Below are 26134 nucleotides of genomic sequence, written 5' to 3'. Positions count from 1 at the left end.
AAAACTTCATGCGGCGAAGCCGCGTCATGAAAGCGAAGCGATGTCATTTCGTCATCAGGATCAGACGCGATTCATGTCGAACTGCGCCTTGTCGCCCTTGCCGTAGACCTTCAGCGCGCCCTTGTCGCCGACGGCGTTGGGGCGCTGGAAGATCCAGTTCTGCCAGGCGGACAGGCGGCCGAAGATGCGGGTGAACATGTTCTCCTGCTGGGCAAAGCGCAGGTTGGCTTCCAGGCCGGTGAGCGCGTCGGGGCTCATGGCGGCACGCTCTTCCAGCGCGATGCGCACTTCGTCGGCCCAGTCGATGTCGTCGGGCGCGGCGGTGATCAGGCCCAGCTTCTCGGCGGCTTCACCACCCAGCGCCTGACCGATGGCGGCCTTGGCGGCGGCCAGCGGCGCTTCTTCTTCATAGAAGCGGCGCGCCAGGCGCGACTGGCCGTTGACCATGGGGTAGCTGCCGAAGTTGACCTCGTGCAGCGTCAGCGTGGGGGCCTTGGCCGGCTCGTCGGGCAGCACCAGCTGGTAGGCGCGGTCGGCGCAGAAAGCCAGCTCGGCCAGCGTGCCGGCGAAGCACGAGCCCGGCTCGATCAGCGCGAACAGGCTGCGCGACGACACGTCCAGGCGCGCCAGCGTGCGGCGCAGCATGCCCAGCGTCTCGCGCACGAACCAGTGCTTCTGGTTGGCCAGCATCAGCGCGTCGTTGGCCAGCACGGCGGCGGCATCGCCCTCGGTCTTCAGCACCCAGGCGCCGATATCCAGCTCGTTGGTGCGCATGTTGAGGATTGCGTCATCCAGCTCGCGCGCCATCTGCAGCGGGTACCAAGCGGCGCCTAGAGCCTCGATGCCGGCGATGTCGGTCGGCTGCGCGCCGCTCGGTGCCTGCACGGTGAAGGTGGCGACGCGCTTGGCGCGGTCGATGGCGACATTCACATATTTGTAGGCAATGCCGTCGGCGCTTTCGGTGCGCTCCACCTTCGGCAGCTGCACGCCCTTGGCGCCAGCGGGGCGGTCGCTGCCCTCGGCCAGCTTGGCAGCACGCTCGGCCACGAAGCCGTCGAACTGCTGCGGCTTGACCACGGCATCGACCAGACGCCAGTCCACGGCCTTCTGGCCGCGCACGCCTTCGCTGGTGGTGCAGAAGATGTCGGCCAGGTCGTGGCGCACGTGGCGCTTGTCGGTCACGCGGGTCAGGCCGCCGGTGCCCGGCAGCACGCCCAGCAGCGGCACTTCAGGCAGGCTGACGCTGCTGCTGCGGTCGTCGACCAGCACGATGTCGTCGCAGGCCAGGGCCAGCTCGTAGCCGCCGCCGGCGCAGGCGCCGTTCAGCGCGGCGATGAATTTCAGGCCGCTGTGTTGGCTGCTGTCCTCTATGCCGTTGCGGGTCTCGTTGGTGAACTTGCAGAAGTTGACCTTCCACGCATGGCTGGACAGGCCCAGCATGAAGATGTTGGCGCCGGAGCAGAACACGCGGTCCTTGCCGCTGGTGACCACCACGGTGCGCACTTCGGGGTGTTCGAAGCGGATGCGCTGCAGCGCGTCGTGCAGTTCGATGTCCACGCCCAGGTCGTAGCTGTTCAGCTTGAGCTTGTAGCCGGGGCGGATGCCGGCGTCCTCGTCGATGTCGATGGCCAGTTTGGCCACCGGGCCATCGAACGACAGCTGGATGTGGCGGTACTGGCTCGGCTCGGTGCGGTAGTCGACTTGGGGGTTCGGCTGGCTCATGCGATGAATCCTTGGGTGGTGGTGTCAGGGGCGACTGCCCGGTCTGTGCCCGCCTTCGCGGCTGGCATTAGATGAATAATAGTGCATAAATCCGGCAAGGTCAATGCACTTTAATGCATGCCCTCAAACCGGCAGGCCGATCACCTGCCGCACCTGCCGCCGCAGCTCGCGGTGCGCCTGCTCCTCGGTGTAGGCGCTGGTGTCGAAGCGCAGGTCGGCCTTGGCGTAGAACGCCGCGCGGCCGGCCAGGATGCGCTTGAGGTCGTCCATGGCCTCGGGGCTGGCGGCCATGGGGCGCATGTCGCCCTGCGCCGCCACGCGCGACATGTGGTCGGCCGGGTCGGCCTGCAGCCAGATGGTGTAGCAGTGCTGCAGCAGCAGGTTGAAGTTGGCCGCGTCCGACACCAGGCCGCCGGGCGTGGCGATGACCACCTCGGGGTAGATCTGGATGGCTTCTTCCAGCGCGCGGCGCTCGTAGCGACGGTAGGCGTTGGTGCCGTACAGGTTGTGGATCTCGTGGATGCTGCAGCCAGCAAACTGCTCGATCTCGCGGCTCAGCTCGATGAAGGCGTAGCCCAGATCGTCCGCCAGGCGCTGGCCCAGCGACGACTTGCCGGCACCGCGCAGGCCGATCAGCGCGATGCGCGTGGTGCGCGCGCGGTCGGCATCGCCCGGCGCGTGGAACAGCTCGGACAGCGCCTGCCGCGCGCGGCGCAGATCTGCCTCGTTGCGGTGCTCCAGCAGTTCGCGGATCATCAGCCACTCGGGCGACGAGGTGGTCACGTCGCCCAGCAGCTCGCTCAGCTCGGCGTGCAGGGCATGGGCCACCTGCAGCAGCACCAGAATGGAGGCGTTGCCGGTGCCGTATTCAAGATTGGCCAGGTGCCGCTCGGACACATTGGCCGCCTGCGCCACCGCCTTGCGCGTGAGGCCGCGGCGCGAGCGCAGCGTGCGCACCCGCTCGCCCAGGGCCACCAGAAAGGGATGTCGCGCGGCCTCGGCGGGCGGGGCGGCCGGCGGATGCACCAACTCTTCAAGCATCATGTTCACGTGTTGTCGGCCTGCGAGAGCACCGGGTGCGCCCTCTTGACATGCACTTTAATGCATGTACGATGACAGGCAGAATAATGCATTTCACCACGCAGCGGGCAAAAGCGCAATGCGCGCCGCGTGGGCCCAGCCCTCGACACAGCCCCACGGAGACCCCATGAACACCGCTGCCAACGTCGCGCCGCCGCCCGAGCGCTTCAACTTTGCCGAGCATCTGCTGGCGCTGAACAGCACCCGCGGGGCCAAGCCGGCCTTCGTGGACGACCACGGCACGCTCACCTACGGCGCACTGGACGAGCGCGTGCGCCGCATGGCCGCCGCGCTGCGCAGCCTGTACCTGCGCCGCGAAGAACGCGTGCTGGTGCTGATGCACGACGGCACCGATTGGCCGGTGGCCTTCCTCGGCAGCCTGTACGCCGGCCTGGTGCCGGTGGCCGTCAACACCCTGCTCACGCCCGACGATTACGCCTACATGCTGGAGCACTCACGCGCGCAAGCGGTGCTGGTGTCGGGCGCGCTGCTGCCCACGTTGACCACCGCCATGGTCAAGAGCGACCACGAGGTGCAGAAGGTCATCGTCTCGCACCCGCAGGCGCCGCTGCACCCGTCCGAGGTGGAGTTCGAGGCCTTCCTGAAGGCCCATGCGCCGATGGACAAGGCCGCGCCCACCGGCCCGGACGACCCGGCCTTCTGGCTCTACTCCAGCGGCTCCACCGGCCGCCCCAAGGGCACGGTGCATTCGCACGCCAACCCGTACTGGACCTGCGAGCTGTACGGCAAGGCCGTGCTGGGCCTGACCGAGCGGGACGTGTGCTTCTCGGCCGCCAAGCTGTTCTTCGCCTACGGGCTGGGCAACGGCCTCACCTTCCCCATGAGCGTGGGCGCCACCACCATCCTGATGGGCGAGCGCCCCACGCCTGAGGCCACCTTCAAGCGCTGGACCGGTGGCGTGGGCGGCCTCAAGCCCACCGTGTTCTTCGGCGCACCCACCGGCTTTGCCGGCATGCTGGCGCATCCGCAGTTGCCCAAGCGCGACGAGGTGGCGATGCGCCTGGCCTCGTCGGCCGGCGAGGCGCTGCCGGCCGAGATCGGCGAACGCTTCAAGGCGCATTTCGGCATCGACATCGTGGACGGCATCGGCTCCACCGAGATGCTGCACATCTTCCTCTCCAACCGGCCCGACAAGGTGCGCTACGGCACCACCGGCTGGCCGGTGCCGGGCTACACCATCGAACTGCGCGGCGACGACGGCGGCCCCGTGCCCGACGGCGAGCCGGGCGACCTCTACATCGCCGGCCCCAGCGCCGCCATGATGTACTGGGGCAACCGCAGCAAGACGCGCGAGACCTTCCAGGGCGGCTGGACGAAGAGCGGCGACAAGTACGTGCGCAACGCCGACGGCAGCTACACCTACGGCGGCCGCAGCGACGACATGCTGAAGGTGAGCGGCATCTACGTGTCGCCGTTCGAGGTCGAGGCCACGCTGGTGCAGCACCCCGCCGTGCTCGAGGCCGCCGTGGTCGGCAAGCAGGACAGCGACGGCCTGACCAAGACCAAGGCCTTCGTGATCCTGAAGCCCGGCGCCGAGGCCACCGAGGACGAACTGAAGGCCTTCGTGAAGGATCGCCTGGCGCCCTACAAGTACCCGCGCTTCATCGAGTTCGTGCACGAACTGCCGAAGACCGCCACCGGCAAGATCCAGCGCTTCAAGCTGCGCGAGCAGTCGGTGGACTGATTCCGTTTCCGCTTCAGAACGTTGACCATCGTCATCCCGGCGAGAGCCGGGACCCATGCCTCACCGCACGCGCGCTGTCTGGATTCCGGCTTTCGCCGGAATGACGAGATTCATGCCGTATCGATTGGAAAGATGGCATGACTGTCCTTGCAGCGCCAGAGTCTTCCCGGCGACGGCTGAACCTGCGGTGCTGAAGAGCTGTTCAGCGGAGCGTGCGCCCCGAATGCCGGCAGCGCGAGATGGCCGCAGGTTGCTATTCAATAAATATCTTATTGCGCCCGATTGGCGCCATTTTCAAGCCAAATCAATCTGAAATCATTGCCCGTCGTGCGCAAGCAGCTATATCAACCATAGCGACACTGCCCGGCCCGCGCGCGCCTCAGCGCTTGCGCACCGATGCCCAGGGGTCGTCGCTGCCGGCGCTCAGCCCCATCAGGCCGGTCAGGCTCATCACGCCCGAATCGGGTGCGCTGCGCGAGGGCGCAAAGTCGGACGGCGGGCCGAAGGCCGAGGGCTCGAAGCCCGAGGGCCGCGCCTCGGGCGCCGGCGGTGGCGTGCGCTGCGCGGCCAGCAGGCGCATGCGCAGCACCTCGGGCGGCGGCCACTGGGGCTGCGCGCCCTTCAGCCGGATCAGGCGGATGCCGGCGCTCTTGAGCATGCCGTTCTTCTCGGCCGCGCTGCGCGCCAGGCCCGCATCGCCCTTGGCCTTGAACGCATCCACCTCGAACGCGAACAGCGGCTTGCCGTCGTCGGCGCAGACCAGAAAGTCCACGTGCGTATCGCCCAGGCGCTGCTGCGCATCCAGGCGGTGGCGGCTCTTGCGCACCATCAGAAAGCGCGCCAGCCGCGGCTGGAACAGCACCGCACCATCGGGAAAGGCCTGCTGCAGGTAGTGCAGCAGCCGCACCTGCTCTTCGTTGATGGGGGCCGACTGCGCGAACTGGTCGCCGCTGGCGTCGTAATCGCGCGCCGCTCGGCCGCCCGCGCCGCCGCGGCGCAGCACGCGCCACAGCAGCATCAGCGCCACCACGGCCACCAGCGTGCTCACCAGCGGCATCGCGTCGGCGCCGTCCAGGCCGGCCCAAGACGCCAGCCAGTCTGAATTGAACCAGTTCATTGTCGTGCTCCCTGTCGGGGCACCTTACGCTCTTGCGGCACGTCTGACAATCACCCATTTGGCGGATGCCGTCCGCCCGGTTGAATACGTTGTAATTACAAATTGAAACGCCCGTGGGTATATATCCCACGGGCGTTGCCAGCTATCAAATCGGAAGTGAACCGAGCCGGCTCAGGTATCCCTTGAAATGGTGATGGACGGAAACTTGGCCGAGAAATCCTTGGCCCGCGCCGCCACCTTGATGGCCACCTGCCGCGCAATGGCCTTGTAATTGGTTGCCGCCTGGCCATCCGGGTCGGCCACCACGCTGGGGCGGCCCGAATCGGCCTGTTCGCGGATCGACATCGCCAACGGCAGCGCGCCCAGGTACTCGATGCCCTTCTCGGCCGCGTAGCGCTTGCCGCCCTCGGCGCCGAAGATGTGCTCGACATGGCCGCAGTTGCTGCACACGTGCACGGCCATGTTCTCCACCAGGCCCAGGATGGGCACGCCCACCTTCTCGAACATGGCCACGCCCTTGCGCGCGTCGGCCAGGGCGATGTCCTGCGGCGTGGTGACGATGACGGCGCCCGTCAGCGGCACGCGCTGCGACAGCGACAGCTGGATGTCGCCCGTGCCGGGCGGCATGTCGACGATCAGGTAATCCAGATCCTTCCAGTTGGTCTGGCGCAGCAGCTGGTCGAGCGCCTGGCTCGCCATGGGGCCGCGCCAGATCATGGCCTCGTCCGGGTCGACCAGGAAGCCGATGGAGCTGACCTGCACGCCGTAGTTTTCCATCGGCTCCATGTTCTGGCCATCCAGGCTTTCGGGGCGGCCGCTGATGCCCATCATGATCGGCATGCTGGGGCCGTAGATGTCGGCGTCCAGCAAGCCGACGCTGGCGCCCTCGGCCGCCAGCGCCAGCGCCAGGTTGACGGCGGTGGTGCTCTTGCCCACACCGCCCTTGCCCGAGGCCACGGCGATGATGTTCTTGACCTGCGGCATCAGCTGCACGCCGCGCTGCACGGCGTGAGCGATCACTTTCGTCACCACGTTGACCGACACGTTGCCCACGCCCGGCACGCCGCGCGCGGCGTTGATCAACGCCTGGCGCAGCGCCGGAATCTGGCTCTTGGCCGGGTAGCCCAGCTCGACGTCGAAGGACACATCGCCGCCGTTCAGCTGCAGGTTCTTGACCTGCTTGGTCGAGACAAAGTCCTTGCCGGTGTTGGGGTCGATCACGGCCGCGATGGCCTGCAGTACGTCTTGTTGCTGAATGCTCATTTGCTCTCTTCCGGTGGAGCCGGTAGTCTAGTCGCGCCACCGTGGCGCACCGCTGGTACACGGCCAAAACCTCACCCCGCACCGATGAATAGGCCCGCCGCCCCCTCGCCCGCCCGCCCCGGCACCGCGCTGCTGCTGACGGGCGGCGGCGCGCGCGCGGCCTACCAGGTGGGTGTGCTGCAGGCGCTGGCGGCCCTGCGGCGCCACGGCGAGCCGGCGCACCGCGGCTCGCCGTTCGACATCATCGTCGGCACCTCGGCCGGCGCCATGAACGCCGCGGCGGTGGCCACCGGCGCCGACCATTTCAGCCACGCGGTGGCGCGGCTGTCGCGCATCTGGCGCGGCTTTCACGCGGCGCAGGTGTACCGCGCCGACGCACTGGACGCCGCCCGAGCCGGTGCCCGCTGGATCCGCCTGCTGTCGATGGGCTGGGCGCTGGCGCGCTCGGCACGGCTGCAGCCCTACTCGCTGCTCGACAACCAGCCCCTGCGCCGCCTGCTGCAGGCGCACCTGCCGTTCGAGCGCCTGCCGCAGCTGCTGGCCGGCGGCCACCTGCGCGGCTTTGCCGTCACCGCGTCCAGCTACGTCAGCGGCGAGCACGTGACCTTCTACGACGCCATCGACGACATGCAGGACTGGGCACGCGCGCAGCGCCGCGCCGTGCGGGCGCGCATCGGCGTCGAGCACCTGATGGCCTCGGCCGCCATCCCCTTCATCTTTCCGGCGGCACGCCTGTCGGTGGACGACCGCACGGCCTACTACGGCGACGGCTCGATGCGGCAGATGGCGCCGATCGCGCCGGTGATCCACCTCGGGGCCGAGCGCGTGTTCGTGGTAGGCGCCGGCCGTGCGCACCAGCCCGCGGTGGCCACCGACCCGCATGCCGGCGACTACCCCACGCTGGCCCAGGTGGCGGGCCACGCGCTGTCGGCCATCTTTCTCGACACCCTGGCGTCCGACGTGGAGCGGCTGCAGCGCGTCAACCACACGCTGTCGCTGGTGCCACCGGCGCAGCGCGGCCAGACCCGGCTGCGGCACATCGAGTTGCTGGCCATCACGCCATCGCAGCGGCTCGACGAGCTGGCCGGCCGGCACCTGCACGCACTGCCGCAAGCGGCGCAGGCGCTGCTGGGCATTCTGGGCGAGCGCGACAACGTGCACGACGAGCGCAACGCGGCGCTGGCCAGCTACCTGCTGTTCGAGTCGGGCTACACACGCGCCCTGATGGCGCTGGGGCGTGCCGACGCGCTGGCGCAGCGTGCGGCCATCTGCCAGTTCTTCGGCTGGCGCCATCGGCCGGGCGATGTGGGCTGAGCCGGGGCGCGCTGCCTAAAATGGCGGGTTGACCCCAGTGAGAGTGTTCCGCATGCCCGCCCCCCGCCAGATCTTCGTCACCACCGCCCTGCCGTACGCCAACGGCACCTTCCACATCGGCCACATCATGGAATACATCCAGGCCGACATCTGGGTACGCTTTCAGCGCATGCAGGGCCACGCGGTGAACTTCGTCGGCGCCGACGACGCGCACGGCGCGCCGATCATGATCGCCGCCGAAAAGGCGGGCAAGACGCCCGAGCAGTTTGTGGCCGACATCGCCGCCGGGCGCCAGCAGTACCTGGACGGCTTCCTGATCAGCTTCGACAACTGGCACTCCACGCACAGCCCCGAGAACACCGCCATCTCGCAGGCCATCTACAAGGATTTGAAGGCCAATGGCCTGATCGAGACCCGCACCATCGAGCAGTTCTTCGACCCCGAGAAGGGCATGTTCCTGCCCGACCGCTTCATCAAGGGCGAGTGCCCCAACTGCCATGCCAAGGACCAGTACGGCGACAACTGCGAGGTATGCGGCGCCGTCTATGCGCCCACCGAGCTGATCGAGCCGTACTCGGCCCTCAGCGGCGCCAAGCCTGAGCTGAAGAGCAGCGAGCACTTCTTCTTCAAGCTGTCCGACCCGCGTTGCATCGAGTTTTTGCGCGAGTGGACCACCAGCGGCGCCGTGCAGCCCGAGGTACTGAACAAGATCACCGAGTGGATCGCCCCCGGCGAAGACGGCAAGCCCAAGATGGGCGACTGGGACATCAGCCGCGACGCGCCCTACTTCGGCATCGAGATCCCGGACGCGCCGGGCAAGTACTTCTACGTCTGGCTCGACGCCCCCATTGGCTACCTGGCCAGCCTGAAGAACCTGTTCGATAAAGGAGCCGGCAAGACCGCCAGCGGCCAGCCGCAGAGCTACGAGCAGTTCATCGCCGACCCGGCGACCGAGCAGTACCACTTCATCGGCAAGGACATCATCACCTTCCACACGCTGTTCTGGCCGGCCATGCTGAAGTTCAGCGGCCGCAAGGTGCCCGACAAGGTGTTCGTGCACGGCTTCCTCACCGTGAACAACGGCGAGAAGATGAGCAAGAGCCGCGGCACGGGCCTCGACCCGCTGAAATACCTGTCCCTGAAGATGAACCCCGAGTGGCTGCGCTACTACCTGGCGGCCAAACTGTCGGGCCGCAACGAGGACATCGACTTCAACGCCGATGACTTCATGGCGCGCGTGAACGCCGACCTGATCGGCAAGTACGTCAACATTGCCTCGCGCGCGGCCGGCTTCATCAGCAAGAAGTTCGGCGGCCGTCTGGGCGCGATTTCGCCCGACGGCGACCAGTTGCTGACGCACCTGCGCGACGCCCTGCCCCAGATCACCGAGCTGTACGCCGAGCGCGAAACCGGCAAGGTGGTGCGCGAGGTGATGGCGCTGTGCGACCGCGTGAACGGCTACGTGGACGCCAACAAGCCCTGGGAGCTGGCCAAGAAGGAGGGCATGGAGGGCCGCCTGCACGACGTGTGCAGCACCTCCATCGAGGCGTTCCGCATCCTCACGATCTATCTGAAACCCATCCTGCCCAAGCTGGCCGCCGACGTGGCCTTCTTCCTGATGGTGCCGCCCGAGAGCTTCGACGACGTGAAGACGCCGCTGGGCGAAGGCGCGCAGATCGGCGAATACCAGCACCTGATGCAGCGCGTGGACGTCAAGCAATTGGATGCACTGTTTGAGCCTCCAGCGCCCGCCCCACAAGCGCTGGCAGCTATGAAAACGGAAGCGCCCAGCACCACACCGGCGCCGGGTGGCGAGCCACTGGCCCCCTCCATCACCATCGACGACTTCGTCAAGATCGACCTGCGCATCGCGAAGATCGTGAACTGCGAACCCGTGGAAGGCAGTACCAAGCTGCTGCGCCTGACGCTGGACGTGGGCGAGACCAGCGACGACGGTCAACCGAAGCTGCGCAACGTCTTCAGCGGCATTGCCAGCGCCTACCAGCCCGCAGACCTGCGGGGCAAGCTCACCGTGCTGGTCGCCAACCTGGCGCCGCGCAAGATGAAGTTCGGCATCAGCGAAGGCATGGTGCTGGCCGCCAGCCACGGCGACGAAAAGGCCCACCCCGGCATATACGTGCTGGAGCCCACGGCCGGCGCGCAGCCCGGTATGCGCGTGCGCTGACCGACTCGCTCTGGCCATCAAAGCGCGGTACCGTGAGAGCGGGCCGCGCTTTTTCGTGACCGACGCCCGGGCATTAACATAAAATTCGAATTGAATTCACATAAATCGCCATGGCCTTGCCGATTGCCCCCTTCCGCCCCCGCCTGTTCAACGCCCTGCAAGGCTACGACAGGGCGCGCTTCGCCAAGGACTTCGCCGCCGGGCTGACGGTGGCGGTGGTGGCGCTGCCGCTGGCCATGGCCTTCGCCATCGCCTCGGGGCTGAAGCCCGAGGCCGGGCTGTTCACCGCCATCATCGCCGGCTTCATCATCTCCGCGCTGGGCGGCAGCCGGGTGCAGATCGGCGGGCCGGCGGGCGCGTTCATCGTCATCGTCTACGGCATCGTCGAGCGCTACGGCGTGGGCAACCTGATCATCGCCACCGCCATGTCGGGCGTGCTGCTGTTCCTGATGGGGCTGTTCAAGCTGGGCACGCTGGTGCGCTTCATCCCCATCTCGGTGATCATCGGCTTCACCAACGGCATCGCGGTGCTGATCGCGCTGTCGCAGGTGAAGGACTTCCTGGGCCTCACCGTGCCCAAGATGCCGGGCGATTTCTTCGGCATCCTAGGCGCGCTGTACGGCCACCTGCACACGGTGAACTGGTGGGCCGTGGGCGTGGCGGTGGTGTCGCTGGCCATCGTCATCGGCTGGCAGCGCTGGCTGCCCAGCCTGGGGCCCAAGGTGCAGTTCTCGGGCAAGCTCAGCACGGTGCCCGGCTCCATCGTGGCGCTGGTGGTGGCCACGCTGGTGGTGGGCGTGTTCAAGCTGCCGGTGGAGACCATCGGCAGCAAGTTCGGCGGCATTCCGGCCGCGCTGCCGGCATTCCAGCTGCCCAATTTCAGCTGGGAATCGGCGCGCTTTCTGCTGATGCCCACCATCACGCTGGCGCTGCTGGGCGCCATCGAGTCGCTGCTGTGCGCGCGCGTGGCCGACGGCGTGATCGGCGACCGGCATGACCCCAACCAGGAGTTGATGGCGCAGGGCGCGGCCAACTTCGTCACGCCCTTCTTCGGCGGCATGCCGGCCACCGGCACCATTGCCCGCACCATGACCAACGTGAAGAGCGGCGCCACCAGCCCGGTGGCCGGCATGGTGCATGCGCTGGCGCTGCTGCTGGTGATTCTGGTGGCAGCGCCGCTGGCCGGCTCGATTCCGCTGGCCTGCCTGGCGGCCATCCTGATGTTCGTGGCCTGGAACATGGGCGAATGGCGCGAGTTCGCCCATCTGAAGAATTACCGCATGCCGTATCGCGTGACACTGGTGGCGGTGTTCCTGCTGACGGTGATCTTCGACCTGACGGTGGCGGTGGAGTTCGGCATCTTCGCCGCCTGCATCACCTTCATCTACCGCATTTCCAGCCTGTCGCGCGCCGAGCGGCTGGGCGCGTCCGATGAAGTCGAACTGGCTGGCCGCGGCGAGCAGATGCAGGCCTGGCGCCTGTATGGCGCGATCTTCTTCGGCGCCACCAAGCTGGTGGAGGAACTGGAAGACCACCTGCCGCCGCACACCCTGGTGCTGGATCTGAAGAACGTGATCTACGTCGACTCGACCGGCGCCGAGGCGCTGGAGAACCTGGTCAGGACCTGCCGCAAGCAAGGCGTGCGCCTGGTGGTGAGCGGGCTGATCAACCAGCCGCACGACATCGCGCGGCGCACCGGCCTGCTCGAGCTGATCACCGCCCAGTCGCCGGACGACTTGCAGCCCGACGTGGCCCACGCCATCGAAGCTGCCGTGGCGGGCCTGCCGCCGCGGCCGGACGACGCGGCGGAGATGGGCTATTCGGGCGCCTGAATCGCCTGCGCCGTCAGCAAATACTCTCGATTTGATAGCTGCCTGCGCTTGACTGGCGGGCGCTGAAGCCCGATTTTGCACAAAAAAACAGCGCCCGATGGCGCTGCCTTTCAAGCGGCTCGGCGCTTGCCGTTCAGCCGCCGCCGCGCATGTCGGGGCCGTCCGGGTCGGGCCCCACCTCGGTGCGGATCACGCGGTAATCCGGGCTGAAGACCACGTTGAAGCCGCGCGTCTCGTTCGGCTGCTCCAGGAACTTCCAGGTCCACACGATCTGGTTCTGCAGCTGGTAGGGCACCTGCTTGGCCGGCTTGCCCAGCATGCGGCGCACGTCTTCCACCCCCATGCCCGGCTGAACACGGCGGAAGTTGTCAGGCGTCAGCACCTGGCGCAGCGCGCTCATGCGGCCATCGGGGCCGATGGTGATCATGTAGTTGCGCAGGCCCTCGGGCTGGCGGTTGTATTCGAAGGTCTTGGCGCCGCCGGCCTCGGGCCACACGCGCTCGGGCTGGCCGAAGCGCTGCACCACGTCGGCCTCGGTGGCCACGCCCTCCTCCAGCTCCTTGATGGCCTGCGGGTCGCAGGCGGCCAGCCAGAGGGCGCTGCCCAGCAGGCCGCCCAGGCCCAGGGTGCGAAGTCGGTCGAAACGGAGCGTCATAGGTGGTGCCCGGTAAAATGAATGAAAACTGTGTTGTAACGCCGCACGCGCTGTGTGCGCCGTCGGACCAGTCCCACAAAGGAATCCCAAGTTTATGTCGCTCGCCCGCATCTTCCAGCGCCCGCACTACCGTTCCGAGGTCACGCAGTTCCTGGACGACCTCAAGCAGTCGCGCCCGGAGCTCGACCTGCAGCAGCGCCAGGGCCGCGCCCTGCTGTGGGACAAGCAGATCGACCGCGAGCTGCAGGCCGAATTCAAGGCCGGCCGCGTGAAGCAGGCGCCCTACGTCTACCAGACCGCGCCGACGCAGGACTGAGCGCGCCGGCGCTCGCCCCGAGCGCCCGCCACTGACCTGCCATTGATCACAAGCCAAATCGGCCTCCAGCGCTTATCCCGCAAGCGCTGATAGCTCATATTTAGATAGCATTCCATGTCGGTTGCCGACCCCGATCAGCTGCTGGCCGAAGGCCCGGCGCAGGCGCCGCTGCCCGAGGTGGTGGACCACGTGGCCGTGGCGCGCCTGTACGGCGAGCCGCTGTTCGCGCTGCCGACCGACCTGTACATCCCGCCCGACGCGCTGGAGGTGTTCCTCGAGGCCTTCGAAGGCCCGCTGGACCTGCTGCTGTACCTGATCCGCAAGCAGAACTTCAACATCCTCGACATTCCGATGGCGAACGTGACGCGCCAGTACCTGAGCTATGTCGACGAAATTCGCAGCCGGAACCTGGAGTTGGCGGCCGAATACCTGCTGATGGCGGCGATGCTCATCGAGATCAAGTCGCGCATGCTGCTGCCGCCCAAGAAGACGGCCGAGGGCGAGGAGCCCGAAGACCCGCGCGCCGAGCTGGTGCGCCGCCTGCTCGAATACGAGCAGATGAAACTGGCCGCCACGCACCTGTCGGAAGTGCCGCAGTACGGCCGCGACTTCCTGAAGGCGCAGGTGTACGTCGAGCAGGCGCTGAAGCCGCGCTTTCCCGACGTGGAACTGGCCGATCTGCAATCGGCCTGGGCCGACATCCTGCGGCGCGCCAAGCTGGTGCAGCACCACAGGATCAGCCGCGAGGAACTGAGCGTGCGCGAGCACATGTCCATCGTGCTGAAAAAGCTGCAGGGCCGCCGCTTCGCGCCGTTCGAGGACCTGTTCGACCCCGCCAAGGGCGTGCCCGTGCTGGTGGTCACGCTGATCGCACTGCTGGAACTGGCCAAGGAGAACCTGGTGGAGATCACCCAGGCCGAGGCCTATGCGCCGATTTACGTGCGGCTGGCGTTCACACCGAATTAAGAGGCATCCCCCTGAGCGGCTGACGCCGCTTCCCCCTTCTCTCTTGCCGCTGCGCGGCGGGGGAAGGGGGACGCACCCAGCGGGCGGGCCAAGCCCTTCCGCGGGTGCCCCCGCATGGCCTGCTCCGCGGCCGCCAGATGGTGGCGCGCGCCACCGCCAAGGATGTGGGAGCGGGCTTGCCCGCGATGCAGCGACGACTGGGGGCAAGGCGCTTATCGCGGGCAAGCCCGCTCCCACAAGGCCGTTCCAGCGGCTGTGCAGCTTGCGCATAGACTCGGCGCGTTTGTTTGCCTGACGGAGCGCCACCGCATGACCACACCATCGTCCTCCACCCCATCGCCCGGCTCGCCCTACGGCACGCTGCCGCCCGCATCGCCGCTGCCGCAGCGCAAGCCGGTCAGCCTGCCGCGGCTGGCACAGCTGCGCGCCGACGGCGAGAAGATCACCATGCTGACCGCCTACGACGCCACCTTTGCCGCCGTGGCCGATGCGGCGGGGGTGGAATGCCTGCTGGTGGGTGATTCGCTGGGCATGGTGTGCCAGGGGCTGCCCTCCACCGTGGGCGTGACGCTGGAGGCCATGCGTTACCACACCGAGAGCGTCTCGCGCGGGCTGCACCGTGTGCAGGGCACGGCTTGGCTGATCGCCGACCTGCCCTTCGGCAGCTACCACGAATCGCCCGAGCAGGCGCTGCGCAGCGCCACCACGCTGATGCAGGCGGGCGCGCACATGGTCAAGCTGGAAGGCGGCGGCTGGACGGCGCCGACGGTGCGCTTCCTGGTCGAGCGCGGCATTCCCGTGTGCGCGCACCTGGGCCTGACGCCGCAGACCGTGCACGCGCTGGGCGGCTACCGCGTGCAGGGCCGGGGCGACGAGGCGGCGCAGACGCTGCGCCAGCACGCGCTGGAACTGCAGGACGCCGGCGCCGCCATGCTGGTGCTGGAAATGGTGCCCGCCCTGCTCTCGGCGCAGCTGACGCAGGAGCTGCCGCGCTGCGCCACCATCGGCATCGGTGCCGGCAAGGGCACCGCCGGGCAGGTGCTGGTGATGCACGACATGCTGGGCGTGAACCTGGGCAAGAACCCGAAGTTCGTGCGCAACTTCATGGACGGCAGCGGCAGCGTGAAGGCCGCCATCGAGGCCTATGTGCGGGCGGTGAAGGACGGCAGCTTCCCCGACGACGCCCTGCACGCCTGGTAAGCCGCCGCCCCCATTGATCCGCCCACCCACCATGCACATCGTCCACACCCTTCCCGAACTGCGCCACGCCCTGCGGCACGCGCAGCGCCCCGCCTTCGTGCCCACCATGGGCAACCTGCACGCCGGCCACCTGGCGCTGGTCGAACAGGCCCGCCCGCTGGGCGATGCCACCGTGGCCAGCATCTTCGTCAACCGGCTGCAGTTTCTGCCGCACGAGGATTTCGACAGCTACCCGCGCACCTTCGAGGCCGACTGCGCCAAACTGCGCGAGGCCGGCTGCGACCTGCTGTTCGCCCCGCGCGAGCGCGACCTGTACCCCGAGCCGCAGACCTTCAAGGTGCTGCCCGACCCAGCGCTGGCCGACCTGCTGGAGGGCGAGTTCCGCCCCGGCTTCTTCACCGGCGTGGCCACCGTGGTGATGAAACTCTTCATGGCCGTGTTCGCCGGCAAGCCGCACGGCTTCGGCGTTTTCGGCAAGAAGGACTACCAGCAGCTGATGGTGATCCGCCGCATGGTGCAGCAGTTCGCGCTGCCCATCGAGATCGTCGGCCACGGCACCGAGCGCAGCGCCGATGGCCTGGCGCTCAGCTCGCGCAACAGTTACCTGAGCGAGGCCGAGCGCGCCGAGGCCTTGCAGCTGTCACTGGCGCTGCGCGCCCTGTCGCGCGACGCCCTGGCCGCCGCGCACGCCCTGCCCGCGCAACTGCCGGCGCTGGAAGCGGCGGCGATGCAGGCGCTGGCCGCACGCGGCTGGCTGCCCGACTACCTCACGGTGCGCCGCCGCGCCGACCTGCTGCCGCCGCAGGCGGGCGATGGCAGCGGTGACTTGGTGGCGCTGGGCGCGGCGCGCCTGGGCGGCACGCGGCTGATCGACAACCTGGAGATCTGAAGGCCGGCGCGTGGCGGACGGGACTTCGAGTCTGGCTGCCTTGTGGGAGCGGGCTTGCCCGCGATGGGGCCTCGCCACAGTAGCGGCGCTACATCGCGGGCAAGCCCGCTCCCACAGAGAGTACAGTGGAGTATGCCTACCTAGCGCCCTGAATCCGGGCGCTACAGGGCATCAACCAGGGGAGTATGCTGCACCCATCCGCTCACAGCAGTTCCCCCTTCGGATCGCGCCCCATCAGCGCGGCCACGGCCTCCACGGGCTTCAGCTGCCCGTCCAGCAGCGCCACCACGCATTCGGTGATCGGCATCTCCACGCCCAGATGGCGCGCGCGCTGCAGCACGGTGCGGGCGCTGTACACGCCCTCGGCCACGTGACCGAGCGACTGCACGGCCTCGTCCAGCGTCTGGCCCTCGGCCAGCAGCAGGCCGACGCGGCGGTTGCGGCTCAAATCGCCCGTGGCCGTCAGCACCAGGTCGCCCAGGCCCGAGAGGCCCATGAAGGTCTCGGCCTGCGCGCCCAGCGCCCCGCCCAGACGCGCCGTTTCGGCCAGACCGCGGGTGATGAGGGCGGCACGTGCGTTCAGCCCCAGGTTCAGGCCATCGGCCAGGCCGGTGGCAATGGCCAGCACGTTCTTCACCGCGCCGCCCACTTCCACGCCGGTCAAGTCCTCATTGCCGTACACCCGCAGCGTGGGGCCGTGAAAGCCGTCGACCAGCGCCTGGCGCACGTGCGGCTGGCGGCTGGCGGCCACAAGCGCGGTGGGCTGGCCGCGCGCCACTTCCTGCGCGAAGCTGGGCCCGCTGAGCGCACCGGCCTGCAGCGCGGGCGCCACCTGGGCCTGGATTTCGTGCGGCATCAGCCCGAAGGGGTTGGGTGCCTGCGGGTTCTGCGCCGGCTCGAAGCCCTTGCACAGCCAGCCGATGGGCACGCGCACCTCGCGCAGCAGCGCCAGCGTGGGGCGCAGGCCCGCGACAGGGGTGGCGACGATGATCAGGTCGGCCTGCGGCACCGCCTGCATCAGGGTGCCCACGTCGCCGCCACGCACGTTCAACTCGCGCGGCAGCGGAATGCCCGGCAGGTAGCGCGCGTTCTCGCGCGTGTCGTCCATGGCCTCGGCCTGCGCCCCGTCGCGCGCCCACAGCACCACATGGTGCCCGGCCGGGTTGCGCGCCGCGCTGACGGCCAGCGCCGTGCCCCAGGCGCCGGCACCGATAACTATGATTTTCATAGCTGCTCGCGCTTGCTGGACGGGCGCTGGAGGCCTATTCGATGCTTACTGCGTGACGATCGGCGAGGCGTCGGCCTGGGCGGCGTTCTGCTGCTCGTACATCGACTGGAAGTTGATCTCGGCCAGGTGCACGGGCGGAAAGCCGCCGCGCTGGATCAGGTCGGCCACGTTGCCGCGCAGGTAGGGGTAGACGATCTGCGGGCAGGCGATGCCGATGACGCCCCCCATCTGGTCTTCGGGGATGTTGCGGATCTCGAAGATACCGGCCTGCTTGCACTCGCACAGGAACACGGTCTTGTCCTGGATCTTGGTCTGCACGGTGGCGGTGACGGTGATCTCGAACACGCCCTCGGCCACGTTCTCGGCGTTCACGCCCAGGTTGATCTCGACGGCCGGCTGCTCCTGCTCCAGCAGGATGGCGGGCGAATTGGGCTGCTCCAGCGAGGCCTCTTTCAGGTAGACGCGCTGGATGTTGAACACGGGATCGGTGTCGGCCATGAGGTTCTCGCTAAGGGAAAGGATGGATGAAAAAGACGGGCAGCGGCCCTTGGGCGCGCTGCCTTACGGTCATTATCTCAGGCGGGCGTGACACGCCCGGGGCGCCGGTCAGGCCTGGCCGGCCAGCAGCGGATCGAGCCCGCCGCGTTGATCCAGCGCCACCAGGTCATCGTGGCCGCCCACGTGCGTGTCGCCGATGAAGATCTGCGGCACGGTGCGGCGGCCGGTGATGTCCATCATGGTCTGGCGCTGGGCCGGGTCGAGGTCGACGCGGATCTCGTCGATCTGCACCCCCTTGGCCTGCAGGATTTGCTTGGCACGGATGCAGTAGGGGCAGGTGCCGGTGGCGTACATCTTCACTTTTTGCATGGTTTCAGGCCTTCTCGATCGGCAGGCTGGCCTCGCGCCAGCTCTTCAGGCCGCCGGACAGCGACTGGGCGTTGTCGTAACCCAGTTTCCTGGCGATGGCCACCGCGCGGCCCGAGCGCATGCCCGAAGCACACACCAGCACCAGCGGCGTAGCCTTGTTCTTCACGGCGCCGGGCAGTTTGGCCTCCAATTCGCCCAGCGGAATGCTCCTGGCGCCGCCCACGTGGCCGGCCTGGTATTCGGCCGGCTCGCACACGTCGATGACCACCGCCTTCTCGCGGTTGATGAGTTGCACCGCGGCCGCCGGGGTCAGCCCCGCACCCCCGCCGCCGGTCAGCATCGGCATCAGCAGCATGCCGCCCGACACCAGGGCCACCGCGATCAACATCCAGTTCGCCAGCACGAAATCCACGATCAATATCCTTCTTGAATGCGTCAGTGAGAGGCGCCAGCGCGCCCCCGATCAGGCGGGGATTCTAAAATGATGGGTTTGCGCCCGCCCAGCCGGCGGTTATTGACTTCTTACTGGCTGCCTCCCGATGTACAAGCTCGTTCTGATCCGCCACGGCGAATCCACCTGGAACCTCGAAAACCGCTTCACCGGCTGGACCGACGTGGACCTGACCCCCACCGGCGTCGAGCAAGCCAAGCAGGCCGGCCGCCTGCTGAAGGCCGAGGGCTACGATTTCGACGTCGCCTACACCAGCGTGCTGACGCGCGCCATCCGCACCCTGCACCTGGCGCTGGACGAGATGGACCGCCTGTGGCTGCCCACCGTCAAGCACTGGCGCCTGAACGAGCGCCACTACGGCGCCCTGCAGGGCCTGAACAAGGCCGAAACCGCCCAGAAGCACGGCGACGCGCAGGTGCTGGTGTGGCGCCGCAGCTACGACACGCCGCCGCCCGCGCTGGAGCCGACCGATCCGCGCAGCGAACGCGGCGACCCACGCTACGCCAGGCTGCAGCCCGGCGAGGTGCCGCTGACCGAGTGCCTGAAGGACACCGTGGCGCGCGTACTGCCGTTCTGGAACGAATCCATGGCGCCCGCCATCCTGGCCGGCAAGCGCATCGTGGTGTCGGCGCACGGCAACTCGATCCGGGCGCTGGTCAAGTACCTCGACAACATCTCCGAGACGGACATCGTGGAGCTGAACATCCCCAACGGCATCCCGCTGGTGTACGAGTTGGACGCCGGACTGAAGCCGATCCGCAGCTACTACCTGGGCGACGCCGAGGCCGCGGCCAAGGCCGCCGCGGCGGTGGCCAGCCAAGGCAAGGCCTGACAGGCCACCCGGACCCACGTAAAGCCGGCGCAATGACCCGTTTGGCACGGAACTTCGCGGTGCGGTCGCAACCGAAAGCAGTTGCCAAGGTTTATATTGGGCGCAAGCCTTGAGGACGTTCCTGAACATGAGCCAGAAAACCAAGATCGCCGGATGGATTGCCGTGGGTGCGCTGGCCGGCGCGCTGACCACCGTGTCGCTGCAGACCGTGGCGCGCGGCACGCTGGCGCCGCTGCCGCTCGAAGAGCTGCAGCAGCTCGCCGCCGTGTTCGGCATGATCAAGTCCGACTACGTCGAGCCGGTGGATGAGAAGAAACTGATCACCGACGCCATCTCGGGCATGGTGGCCAGTCTCGATCCGCATTCGCAGTATTTCGACAAGAAAAGCTTCAAGGAATTCCGCGAAGGCACCACCGGCAGGTTCGTCGGCGTGGGCATCGAGATCACGCAGGAAGACGGTCTGATCCGCGTGGTGTCGCCCATCGAGGGCTCGCCCGCCGACCGCGCCGGCCTCAAACCGGGCGACCTGATCACCAAGGTGGACGACACCGCCGTCAAGGGCCTGTCGCTGAACGAAGCCGTCAAGCGCATGCGCGGCGAGCCGGGCACCAAGGTCATCCTCACCATCCTGCGCCGCGACGAGAACCGCAGCTTCCCGGTCACCATCGTTCGCGAGGAAATCCGCACCCAGTCGGTAAAGAGCAAGGTGGTCGAGCCGGGCTACGCCTGGCTGCGCCTGTCGCAGTTCCAGGAGCGCACCGTGGAGGACTTCGTCACCAAGCTCGAGGACATCTACAAACGCGAGCCCGGCCTGAAGGGTCTGGTGCTGGACCTGCGCAACGATCCGGGCGGCCTGCTCGACGCCGCCGTGGCCGTGTCGGCCGCCTTCCTGCCCGAGGGCGTGACCGTGGTGTCCACCAACGGCCAGATCGAGGAAAGCAAGTCGATCTACAAGGCCGTGCCCGAGGACTATCTGCGCCGCCGCGGCGCCGATCCGCTCAAGCGCCTGCCCGCGGCCGTCAAGTCGGTGCCGATGGTGGTGCTGGTCAACGAAGGCTCGGCCTCGGCCAGCGAGATCGTGGCCGGCGCGCTGCAGGACCACAAGCGCGCCACCATCATGGGCAGCCAGACCTTCGGCAAGGGTTCGGTGCAGACCGTGCGCCCGCTCGGCCCGGACACGGCGCTGAAGATCACCACCGCCCGCTACTACACGCCCAACGGCCACACCATCCAGGCCAAGGGCATCGTGCCCGACATCATGGTCGACGACACCGCCGAGGGCAGCCCGTTCGCCGTGCTGCGCATGCGCGAAGCCGACCTGGAGAAGCACCTGAGCGGCGGCGAGGCCGAGAAGAAGGACCCCGCCGTCGAGAAGGAGCGCGAGGCCGCCCTCAAGCGCCTGGAAGAAGAATCGCGCAAGCCCGCCGCCGAGCGCCGTCCGCCCGAGTACGGCAGCGACAAGGACTTCCCGCTGCAGCAGGCGCTGGCCAAGCTCAAGGGCCAGCCGGTCAAGGTCAGCAAGACCCTGGTCGAGCGCAAGGACGACACCAAGACGGAATAAGGCCTGCCGCGCCCCGGCGCGGCAGGCTACAGCGCCGATGGACGACCGGCAACTGCTGCGCTATTCACGCCACATCCTGCTCGACGACATCGGTGTCGAGGGGCAGGAGAAGCTGCTGGCGGAGCATGCGCTCGTCATCGGCGCCGGCGGGCTGGGCTCGCCGGTGGCGCTGTATCTGGCCAGCGCGGGCGTCGGCCGCATCACGCTGGTGGACGACGACACCGTCGACCTGACCAACCTGCAGCGCCAGATCGCGCACACCGAGGCGCGCGTGGGCCAGCCCAAGGTGGAATCGGCGCGTGCCGCCATCGCCGCCATCAACCCCGATGTGCAGGTCCACACCGTGGCGCAGCGCGCCGACGAGGCACTGCTGCGGCCACTGGTGGCCGAGGCCGACGTGGTGCTGGACTGCACCGACAACTTTGCCACCCGCCAGGCCCTCAATCGCGCCTGCGTGGCCGCCCGCAAGCCGCTGGTGGCCGGCGCGGCCATCGGCTTTGACGGGCAGGTCTCGGTGTACGACCTGCGCCAGGCCGACTCGCCCTGCTACGCCTGCGTGTTTCCGCCGTCGCACACCGTCGAGGAAGTGCGCTGCGCCACCATGGGCGTGTTCGCGCCGCTGGTGGGCCTGATCGGCACGGTGCAGGCGGCCGAGGCGCTCAAGCTGTTGTGCGGCATCGGCCAGCCGCTGGTGGGGCGCCTGCTGATGCTCGACAGCCGCCGCATGGAGTGGACCGAAGTGCGGGTGCAGCGGCAGCCGGACTGCCAGGTTTGTAGCACCCCACCCAAGGTGTAGGCGGGCTCCTACACGGTGGCAGTCTGCACACTGTCACGGCCGAAGACCGTGTCCCCGTAGACTCTGGTCAAGTATTTCCCTCGCGCCACGGTTCGAAGGATTTTCACCAGCCACCTTGACCACAGCCATGTCCGGCCCCCCTGCAGTGCGAGCCTATTTCGTCGAAGACAACCCCACCATCCGAGAGAACCTCATCGCCACGCTGGAGGAACTCGGTGGGGTGGCTCCGGTCGGCTACGCCGAAACCGAGCACCAGGGCAGCGAATGGCTGGTCAACCACACCAGCCAGTGGGACCTGGCCATCGTCGACCTGTTTCTCAAGCAGGGCAGCGGGCTGGGTGTGCTGCAGGCCACCCGCGAACGCAACCCGGACCAGAAGGTGGTCGTGCTCACCAACTACGCCACGCCGGACATCCGCGTGCGCTGCCACCAGCTGGGCGTGGACGCGGTGTTCGACAAATCCAACGACATCGAGGCCCTGATCGACTTCTGCCTGGAAATGAAGGGAACCGATTGATGGGCTCCGCGCCATCGCAGCCGTCCGCACGAAAAAAGCCGCCCCGAGGCGGCTTTTTTCGTCGCCGGCGCAGCCCCTGCTGCGCCACGGCGCGCCGATCAATCGATCAGCTTGTTCTTCAGCGCGTAGTAGGTCAGGTCGCTGTTCGAGCTCAGGCCCATCTTCTCCATCAGGCGCGTGCGGTAGGTGCTCACCGTCTTCACCGACAGCGACAGCGACTCGGCGATGTCGCCCGCCGTCTGCCCCTTGGCCAGCTTGAGGAACACCTGAAACTCGCGCTCCGACAGCTGCTCGTGCGGTGCCGCATCGCCCTTGCGCCCCAGTTGCTGGGCCAGCAGTTCGGCCACCGAGGGCGTGATGTAGCGCTTGCCCAGCGCGATGGTGCGGATCGCCTCGACGATCTCGCTCGGGTCGCACTCCTTGTTCAGGTAGCCGCTCGCGCCCTGGCGGATCAGGTTCATGGCGTAGTGCTCCTCGGGGTAGCCCGAGAGGATCAGGATGCCCACGTCCGGCGCCTTGGCGCGGATCATGGCCAGCGCGTCGATGCCGCTCTGCCCGGGCATCGACAGGTCCATCACCAGCACGTCCAGCTCGGTGGTGCGCACCAGGTCGATGGCTTCGCGCCCGCTGGCGGCTTCGCCGGCAACCCGCAGATCCACGTGCTCCGAGAAGAACTGCTTGAGCCCCGACCGCACGATGGCGTGGTCATCCACAATACCGATTCTGATCACAGCGTGCCTTTCCAACTGATTGAAGGCCCGGCCAGGCGCGGCGGGGCAATTGCCGATTCTAGTGGCCCCGCGACATGCCTGAAGTGACCCTTGCCCCCGCCCCGGCGCGCGACAGCGCGCGCCCCCGCAACCCGCTGTCGCTGCGCGCCACGCTCATCATCGCCGCGCTGTGCGCGCTGGCGATCATGTGGCTGAACGAGGACACGCACCGGCGCGCCACGCAGACGCTGCTGGAGATCCAGCAGGGCCATGCGGCGCGCGCCACCGTCAACATGCTGGTGCGACGTCTGGTGGAGGCCGAATCGAACCAGCGCGGCTACGCCCTGACCGGCGATCGCGCCTACCTTGAGCCCTACACCGCGGCGCTGGAAAGCATCGACGGCCTACTGAAGCAGCTCAACACCCGGGCACCGCGCGAGGTGCTGGATTCGGACGCCATGCTGAGCTTTCGCAACCTGCTGTCGCAGAAGATCGGCGAGATGGCGCTCACGGTGCGCATGCGGCAGGAAGACCGGCCCGAGGTGGTCAACTTCGTGGTCACCTCCAACGTCGGGCTGGAGCAGATGCGCGCTTTCAGCCTGCAGGCCGATGCGCTGATCGCCCAGGCCGAGGCCATCGTGGCCACCAAGCGGGCCGAGGTGTTCCGGCTGCTCAACGTGTCGCGCTTCGGGCTGGCGGCGGGCGTGCTGGCGGCTTTCTTCGCCTTCTTCCTGTACGTCAACCAGACCCGCGCGCTGCGCGAAGCCGACAGCCGCCAGAAGCAGTTGCTGGAAGCCGAACGCGATGCGCTCGAATCGCAGGTGCGCGAGCGCACTGCACGCCTGACCGAGCTGGCCAACTACCTGCAGCAAGCCGTCGAGGACGAGCGCGCCCACTTGGCGCGGGAACTGCACGACGAACTGGGCGCGCTGCTGACCGCCGCCAAGCTGAACGTGGCGCGCGTCAAGTCCAAGCTGCCCAAGGACGCCGTCGACGTGACCGAGCGCCTGCAGCACCTGACCGAAACGCTCAACCAGGGCATCGCGCTCAAGCGCCGCATCATCGAGGACCTGCGGCCTTCGTCGCTCTCCAACCTGGGCCTGGTCGCATCGCTGGAAATCCTCACGCGCGAGTTCGCCGACCGCTCGGGCATCGAGGTGGTGACGGCGCTGGAGCCGGTGGACCTGGACGCCAACAGCGAACTCACGATCTACCGCCTGGTGCAGGAGGCGCTGACCAACATCGGCAAGTACGCCAAGGCCAACAAGGTGCACGTGAACCTGAAGAACTACGTCTACCACGCCGAGGTGTCGGTGACCGACGACGGCGTGGGCTTCGACCCGGCCGACCTGCCGCAGAGCTCGCACGGTCTGGTGGGCATGCGCCACCGGGTGGAGGCCAGCGGCGGCCGGCTCGACGTCAACTCGCAGCCGGGCCGGGGCTCGCGCGTGTCGGGCACCATCCCGCGCCGCAGCGCCAAGCAGCAGCAGGAGCTGGCCGCGGCCGTCAGCGCCATGTCGGCCGATTCCTACAAGGCATCGCCGGCCCCGCTGACACCGCCCGACGCGGCCCGCTGATGCGCCCCGGCCCTGCGTGGCGTATGCTTGACCCACGCTTCAGGCCACGGCGCCAGCCACCGCCGCCAAGCGCTTTGTCCCACCACCTCCGGTCGCCACGGGCGCCACGAAAGGAAGTCTGAATGAACACGCACCAAGCCGTCGACAAGATCGCCGACAGCGCACAGAACGCCACCGACAAAGTGGCCGACAAGGCCGAGCGCACGGTCGAATCCGCCCGCCTGTACGCCAACGAGGCGCTGGACAAGGCCGATGCCAAGGTGCGCAGCCTGCGCGAGGACGTGCAACCCGCCATCGACGCCGTGTCGGCCCGCGTGCACGACATGGCCGCCCGCGGCAAGGCCGCCGCCGCCGAGACCTCGGCCCAGGCGCGCGACAAGCTGCACGACGTGACCGACCGCACCAGCGCCTACGTGTCCGAGCAGCCGCTCAAGTCCATGGCCATGGCCGCCGCGGCCGGCGCCGCGCTGGCGCTGCTGATGGGCCGCCGCCGCCGCTGATGCGCGGCGCGCTTGACGCGCCCCCCCGCCCCACAGGCCCCGCCGATGCAGACCGGCGGGGTTTTTTCATGCACCGGGCAAGGGACGATAGCTATGTTTAATATAGCTACCAGCGCCTGCCACCATTGGGCCGAAGCCGAAAACCACCCTGATACCGTTTTGCCTTCAGAACGATGAAACTAACCGCGGGGCTGCCGCCGCATGACCGATGCCGAACGTCTTCTTTGTCATTGAAGCGCAGCGAAGTCATTTGTCATTCTTGAAAGCACATTCGCGCAAAAAAGCCCAGCGCACTTCAGTCTTCCACCATGCGCTCGGCCTGCGCGCGCAGGCGCTGCACCAGCGCGTCCAGCGTGGCCACCTCGGTTTCGCTCAGCACCGACAGCAGCTCCTGGTTGATGGCCGCCACGCGCGGCAGCAGCGCGGCGTAAAGCGCGCGGCCGCGCTCGGTCAGGTGCAGCAGCACCTCGCGCCGGTTGCCGGGGCGCGGCGTGCGCACCACCAGGCCTTTCTGCACCAGCGCGCTCACGGCGCGCGAGGTCTGCGCCCGGTCCAGCGCCGCGCGCTCGGCCAGCGCCGACGAGGGCATGCCCTCCGAATCCGCCAGCTGCGCCAGCATGCGCCATTCGCGCCGCGTGATGCCGAACTCCGCCTCGCACAGGCGCACCACCGGCCGGCGCGCCGCCGCCTGCAGCTGCCACAGCACGTACAGCAGCATGTCGTCCAGGGATTTGGGCTGGGTCAAGCGGTTCGTCGGCATGCGGGTAAATCCTGAGAACAGTTGATTTTGTCAATTCGGCGCGCACGACCTAGAGTGCCACCCCTGTTGCCGGAAAAGACGAGGAGATACC

General features: G+C 68.0%; 25 protein-coding genes. 14 read left to right on the top strand and 11 right to left on the bottom strand.

The window, feature by feature from the left end; genetic code table 11:
- Positions 1 to 60: 60 nt before the first annotated feature.
- Both boxC and ACFSCU_RS05785 read right to left on the bottom strand, forming a co-directional pair.
- Positions 61 to 1722 carry a 2,3-epoxybenzoyl-CoA dihydrolase gene (gene boxC, locus ACFSCU_RS05790; protein ID WP_180550901.1) on the bottom strand — a complete coding sequence of 554 codons (1662 nt, stop codon included), beginning with the start codon at positions 1720 to 1722 and terminating at the stop codon, positions 61 to 63.
- A gap of 123 nt (positions 1723 to 1845) precedes the next feature.
- Positions 1846 to 2763: a helix-turn-helix transcriptional regulator gene (locus ACFSCU_RS05785; RefSeq protein WP_180551818.1), complete on the bottom strand. Its 918-nt coding sequence runs from the start codon at positions 2761 to 2763 to the stop codon at positions 1846 to 1848.
- A gap of 166 nt (positions 2764 to 2929) precedes the next feature.
- On the opposite strand from ACFSCU_RS05785, the gene ACFSCU_RS05780 reads away from it, so the two are divergent.
- A complete protein-coding gene (locus ACFSCU_RS05780) occupies positions 2930 to 4507 on the top strand; it encodes a benzoate-CoA ligase family protein (protein ID WP_180550900.1) in 1578 nt (525 codons plus the stop codon).
- A gap of 379 nt (positions 4508 to 4886) precedes the next feature.
- Here ACFSCU_RS05780 and ACFSCU_RS05775 read toward each other — a convergent pair whose 3' ends face one another.
- Both ACFSCU_RS05775 and apbC read right to left on the bottom strand, forming a co-directional pair.
- Positions 4887 to 5624, bottom strand: coding sequence for a DUF2726 domain-containing protein (locus ACFSCU_RS05775; RefSeq protein ID WP_377560137.1), 738 nt, complete (start codon positions 5622 to 5624; stop codon positions 4887 to 4889).
- 171 nt (positions 5625 to 5795) lie between these two features.
- Complete coding sequence (gene apbC / locus ACFSCU_RS05770; protein WP_180550898.1) at positions 5796 to 6887, bottom strand: iron-sulfur cluster carrier protein ApbC; 1092 nt, start codon at positions 6885 to 6887, stop codon at positions 5796 to 5798.
- A gap of 84 nt (positions 6888 to 6971) precedes the next feature.
- On the opposite strand from apbC, the gene ACFSCU_RS05765 reads away from it, so the two are divergent.
- The 3 genes from ACFSCU_RS05765 to ACFSCU_RS05755 all read left to right on the top strand — a co-directional run bounded on the left by ACFSCU_RS05765 (position 6972) and on the right by ACFSCU_RS05755 (position 12218).
- Positions 6972 to 8201, top strand: a complete 1230-nt coding sequence (locus ACFSCU_RS05765) for a patatin-like phospholipase family protein (RefSeq protein WP_377560136.1) — start codon at positions 6972 to 6974, stop codon at positions 8199 to 8201.
- Positions 8202 to 8253: 52 nt separating this feature from the next.
- Positions 8254 to 10386 (top strand): methionine--tRNA ligase, encoded by a 2133-nt coding sequence (gene metG, locus ACFSCU_RS05760; RefSeq protein ID WP_377560133.1) that lies wholly within the window; start codon positions 8254 to 8256, stop codon positions 10384 to 10386.
- Positions 10387 to 10496: 110 nt separating this feature from the next.
- A complete protein-coding gene (locus ACFSCU_RS05755; protein WP_180550896.1) occupies positions 10497 to 12218 on the top strand; it encodes a SulP family inorganic anion transporter in 1722 nt (573 codons plus the stop codon).
- 133 nt (positions 12219 to 12351) lie between these two features.
- Here ACFSCU_RS05755 and ACFSCU_RS05750 read toward each other — a convergent pair whose 3' ends face one another.
- Positions 12352 to 12873, bottom strand: coding sequence for an outer membrane protein assembly factor BamE (locus ACFSCU_RS05750; protein WP_180550895.1), 522 nt, complete (start codon positions 12871 to 12873; stop codon positions 12352 to 12354).
- Between the two features lie 94 nt (positions 12874 to 12967).
- Between ACFSCU_RS05750 and ACFSCU_RS05745 the strand changes: the two genes are divergently transcribed.
- The 4 genes from ACFSCU_RS05745 to panC all read left to right on the top strand — a co-directional run bounded on the left by ACFSCU_RS05745 (position 12968) and on the right by panC (position 16244).
- Positions 12968 to 13189, top strand: a complete 222-nt coding sequence (locus ACFSCU_RS05745; RefSeq protein WP_180550894.1) for a DUF3460 family protein — start codon at positions 12968 to 12970, stop codon at positions 13187 to 13189.
- Between the two features lie 114 nt (positions 13190 to 13303).
- Complete coding sequence (locus tag ACFSCU_RS05740; protein WP_180550893.1) at positions 13304 to 14155, top strand: segregation and condensation protein A; 852 nt, start codon at positions 13304 to 13306, stop codon at positions 14153 to 14155.
- Between the two features lie 309 nt (positions 14156 to 14464).
- Positions 14465 to 15355: a 3-methyl-2-oxobutanoate hydroxymethyltransferase gene (gene panB / locus ACFSCU_RS05735; protein ID WP_333705587.1), complete on the top strand. Its 891-nt coding sequence runs from the start codon at positions 14465 to 14467 to the stop codon at positions 15353 to 15355.
- Between the two features lie 31 nt (positions 15356 to 15386).
- On the top strand, positions 15387 to 16244 hold the full coding sequence (gene panC, locus ACFSCU_RS05730) for a pantoate--beta-alanine ligase (RefSeq protein WP_180550892.1): 858 nt from the start codon (positions 15387 to 15389) through the stop codon (positions 16242 to 16244).
- Between the two features lie 202 nt (positions 16245 to 16446).
- On the opposite strand, the gene ACFSCU_RS05725 is transcribed toward panC, so the two are convergent.
- The 4 genes from ACFSCU_RS05725 to ACFSCU_RS05710 all read right to left on the bottom strand — a co-directional run bounded on the left by ACFSCU_RS05725 (position 16447) and on the right by ACFSCU_RS05710 (position 18727).
- Entirely contained in the window at positions 16447 to 17472 is a 1026-nt protein-coding gene (locus ACFSCU_RS05725; RefSeq protein WP_377560132.1) for an NAD(P)H-dependent glycerol-3-phosphate dehydrogenase, read from the bottom strand.
- A 45-nt stretch (positions 17473 to 17517) separates the two neighbouring features.
- On the bottom strand, positions 17518 to 17970 hold the full coding sequence (gene secB, locus ACFSCU_RS05720; RefSeq protein ID WP_333705589.1) for a protein-export chaperone SecB: 453 nt from the start codon (positions 17968 to 17970) through the stop codon (positions 17518 to 17520).
- Between the two features lie 108 nt (positions 17971 to 18078).
- The gene (gene grxC / locus ACFSCU_RS05715) at positions 18079 to 18339 is read right to left on the bottom strand and encodes a glutaredoxin 3 (RefSeq protein WP_333705590.1); all 261 of its coding nucleotides are present in this window, start codon (positions 18337 to 18339) and stop codon (positions 18079 to 18081) included.
- 4 nt (positions 18340 to 18343) lie between these two features.
- On the bottom strand, positions 18344 to 18727 hold the full coding sequence (locus ACFSCU_RS05710) for a rhodanese-like domain-containing protein (RefSeq protein ID WP_257646164.1): 384 nt from the start codon (positions 18725 to 18727) through the stop codon (positions 18344 to 18346).
- 151 nt (positions 18728 to 18878) lie between these two features.
- On the opposite strand from ACFSCU_RS05710, the gene gpmA reads away from it, so the two are divergent.
- The 4 genes from gpmA (at position 18879) to ACFSCU_RS05690 (ending at position 22496) form a co-directional block, all read left to right on the top strand.
- On the top strand, positions 18879 to 19622 hold the full coding sequence (gene gpmA / locus ACFSCU_RS05705; protein WP_180550889.1) for a 2,3-diphosphoglycerate-dependent phosphoglycerate mutase: 744 nt from the start codon (positions 18879 to 18881) through the stop codon (positions 19620 to 19622).
- A 127-nt stretch (positions 19623 to 19749) separates the two neighbouring features.
- Positions 19750 to 21183 carry a S41 family peptidase gene (locus ACFSCU_RS05700; protein ID WP_180550888.1) on the top strand — a complete coding sequence of 478 codons (1434 nt, stop codon included), beginning with the start codon at positions 19750 to 19752 and terminating at the stop codon, positions 21181 to 21183.
- 37 nt (positions 21184 to 21220) lie between these two features.
- Entirely contained in the window at positions 21221 to 21979 is a 759-nt protein-coding gene (locus ACFSCU_RS05695; protein ID WP_180550887.1) for a HesA/MoeB/ThiF family protein, read from the top strand.
- Positions 21980 to 22106: 127 nt separating this feature from the next.
- The gene (locus ACFSCU_RS05690) at positions 22107 to 22496 is read left to right on the top strand and encodes a response regulator (RefSeq protein WP_377560129.1); all 390 of its coding nucleotides are present in this window, start codon (positions 22107 to 22109) and stop codon (positions 22494 to 22496) included.
- Between the two features lie 98 nt (positions 22497 to 22594).
- On the opposite strand, the gene ACFSCU_RS05685 is transcribed toward ACFSCU_RS05690, so the two are convergent.
- A complete protein-coding gene (locus ACFSCU_RS05685) occupies positions 22595 to 23227 on the bottom strand; it encodes a response regulator (RefSeq protein ID WP_180550885.1) in 633 nt (210 codons plus the stop codon).
- Positions 23228 to 23310: 83 nt separating this feature from the next.
- Between ACFSCU_RS05685 and ACFSCU_RS05680 the strand changes: the two genes are divergently transcribed.
- A complete protein-coding gene (locus ACFSCU_RS05680) occupies positions 23311 to 24783 on the top strand; it encodes a CHASE3 domain-containing protein (RefSeq protein ID WP_377560128.1) in 1473 nt (490 codons plus the stop codon).
- A 122-nt stretch (positions 24784 to 24905) separates the two neighbouring features.
- Positions 24906 to 25283, top strand: a complete 378-nt coding sequence (locus ACFSCU_RS05675) for a glycine zipper domain-containing protein (RefSeq protein WP_180550883.1) — start codon at positions 24906 to 24908, stop codon at positions 25281 to 25283.
- 295 nt (positions 25284 to 25578) lie between these two features.
- Here ACFSCU_RS05675 and ACFSCU_RS05670 read toward each other — a convergent pair whose 3' ends face one another.
- A complete protein-coding gene (locus tag ACFSCU_RS05670) occupies positions 25579 to 26043 on the bottom strand; it encodes a MarR family winged helix-turn-helix transcriptional regulator (protein ID WP_180550882.1) in 465 nt (154 codons plus the stop codon).
- Positions 26044 to 26134 lie beyond the last annotated feature (91 nt).

Source organism: Ottowia beijingensis, assembly GCF_042680925.1.
Lineage (GTDB): Bacteria > Pseudomonadota > Gammaproteobacteria > Burkholderiales > Burkholderiaceae_C > Ottowia > Ottowia beijingensis.
This window is presented reverse-complemented; position numbering and strand designations above follow the sequence as displayed.

Bases quoted from the DNA above. Each gene is read 5' to 3' on its own strand.
- boxC (WP_180550901.1), bottom strand. From the start codon at position 1,722: ATGAGCCAGCCGAACCCCCAAGTCGACTACCGCACCGAGCCGAGCCAG.
- ACFSCU_RS05785 (WP_180551818.1), bottom strand. From the start codon at position 2,763: ATGCTTGAAGAGTTGGTGCATCCGCCGGCCGCCCCGCCCGCCGAGGCC.
- ACFSCU_RS05780 (WP_180550900.1), top strand. From the start codon at position 2,930: ATGAACACCGCTGCCAACGTCGCGCCGCCGCCCGAGCGCTTCAACTTT.
- ACFSCU_RS05775 (WP_377560137.1), bottom strand. From the start codon at position 5,624: ATGAACTGGTTCAATTCAGACTGGCTGGCGTCTTGGGCCGGCCTGGAC.
- apbC (WP_180550898.1), bottom strand. From the start codon at position 6,887: ATGAGCATTCAGCAACAAGACGTACTGCAGGCCATCGCGGCCGTGATC.
- ACFSCU_RS05765 (WP_377560136.1), top strand. From the start codon at position 6,972: ATGAATAGGCCCGCCGCCCCCTCGCCCGCCCGCCCCGGCACCGCGCTG.
- metG (WP_377560133.1), top strand. From the start codon at position 8,254: ATGCCCGCCCCCCGCCAGATCTTCGTCACCACCGCCCTGCCGTACGCC.
- ACFSCU_RS05755 (WP_180550896.1), top strand. From the start codon at position 10,497: ATGGCCTTGCCGATTGCCCCCTTCCGCCCCCGCCTGTTCAACGCCCTG.
- ACFSCU_RS05750 (WP_180550895.1), bottom strand. From the start codon at position 12,873: ATGACGCTCCGTTTCGACCGACTTCGCACCCTGGGCCTGGGCGGCCTG.
- ACFSCU_RS05745 (WP_180550894.1), top strand. From the start codon at position 12,968: ATGTCGCTCGCCCGCATCTTCCAGCGCCCGCACTACCGTTCCGAGGTC.
- ACFSCU_RS05740 (WP_180550893.1), top strand. From the start codon at position 13,304: ATGTCGGTTGCCGACCCCGATCAGCTGCTGGCCGAAGGCCCGGCGCAG.
- panB (WP_333705587.1), top strand. From the start codon at position 14,465: ATGACCACACCATCGTCCTCCACCCCATCGCCCGGCTCGCCCTACGGC.
- panC (WP_180550892.1), top strand. From the start codon at position 15,387: ATGCACATCGTCCACACCCTTCCCGAACTGCGCCACGCCCTGCGGCAC.
- ACFSCU_RS05725 (WP_377560132.1), bottom strand. From the start codon at position 17,472: ATGAAAATCATAGTTATCGGTGCCGGCGCCTGGGGCACGGCGCTGGCC.
- secB (WP_333705589.1), bottom strand. From the start codon at position 17,970: ATGGCCGACACCGATCCCGTGTTCAACATCCAGCGCGTCTACCTGAAA.
- grxC (WP_333705590.1), bottom strand. From the start codon at position 18,339: ATGCAAAAAGTGAAGATGTACGCCACCGGCACCTGCCCCTACTGCATC.
- ACFSCU_RS05710 (WP_257646164.1), bottom strand. From the start codon at position 18,727: ATGTTGATCGCGGTGGCCCTGGTGTCGGGCGGCATGCTGCTGATGCCG.
- gpmA (WP_180550889.1), top strand. From the start codon at position 18,879: ATGTACAAGCTCGTTCTGATCCGCCACGGCGAATCCACCTGGAACCTC.
- ACFSCU_RS05700 (WP_180550888.1), top strand. From the start codon at position 19,750: ATGAGCCAGAAAACCAAGATCGCCGGATGGATTGCCGTGGGTGCGCTG.
- ACFSCU_RS05695 (WP_180550887.1), top strand. From the start codon at position 21,221: ATGGACGACCGGCAACTGCTGCGCTATTCACGCCACATCCTGCTCGAC.
- ACFSCU_RS05690 (WP_377560129.1), top strand. From the start codon at position 22,107: ATGTCCGGCCCCCCTGCAGTGCGAGCCTATTTCGTCGAAGACAACCCC.
- ACFSCU_RS05675 (WP_180550883.1), top strand. From the start codon at position 24,906: ATGAACACGCACCAAGCCGTCGACAAGATCGCCGACAGCGCACAGAAC.
- ACFSCU_RS05670 (WP_180550882.1), bottom strand. From the start codon at position 26,043: ATGCCGACGAACCGCTTGACCCAGCCCAAATCCCTGGACGACATGCTG.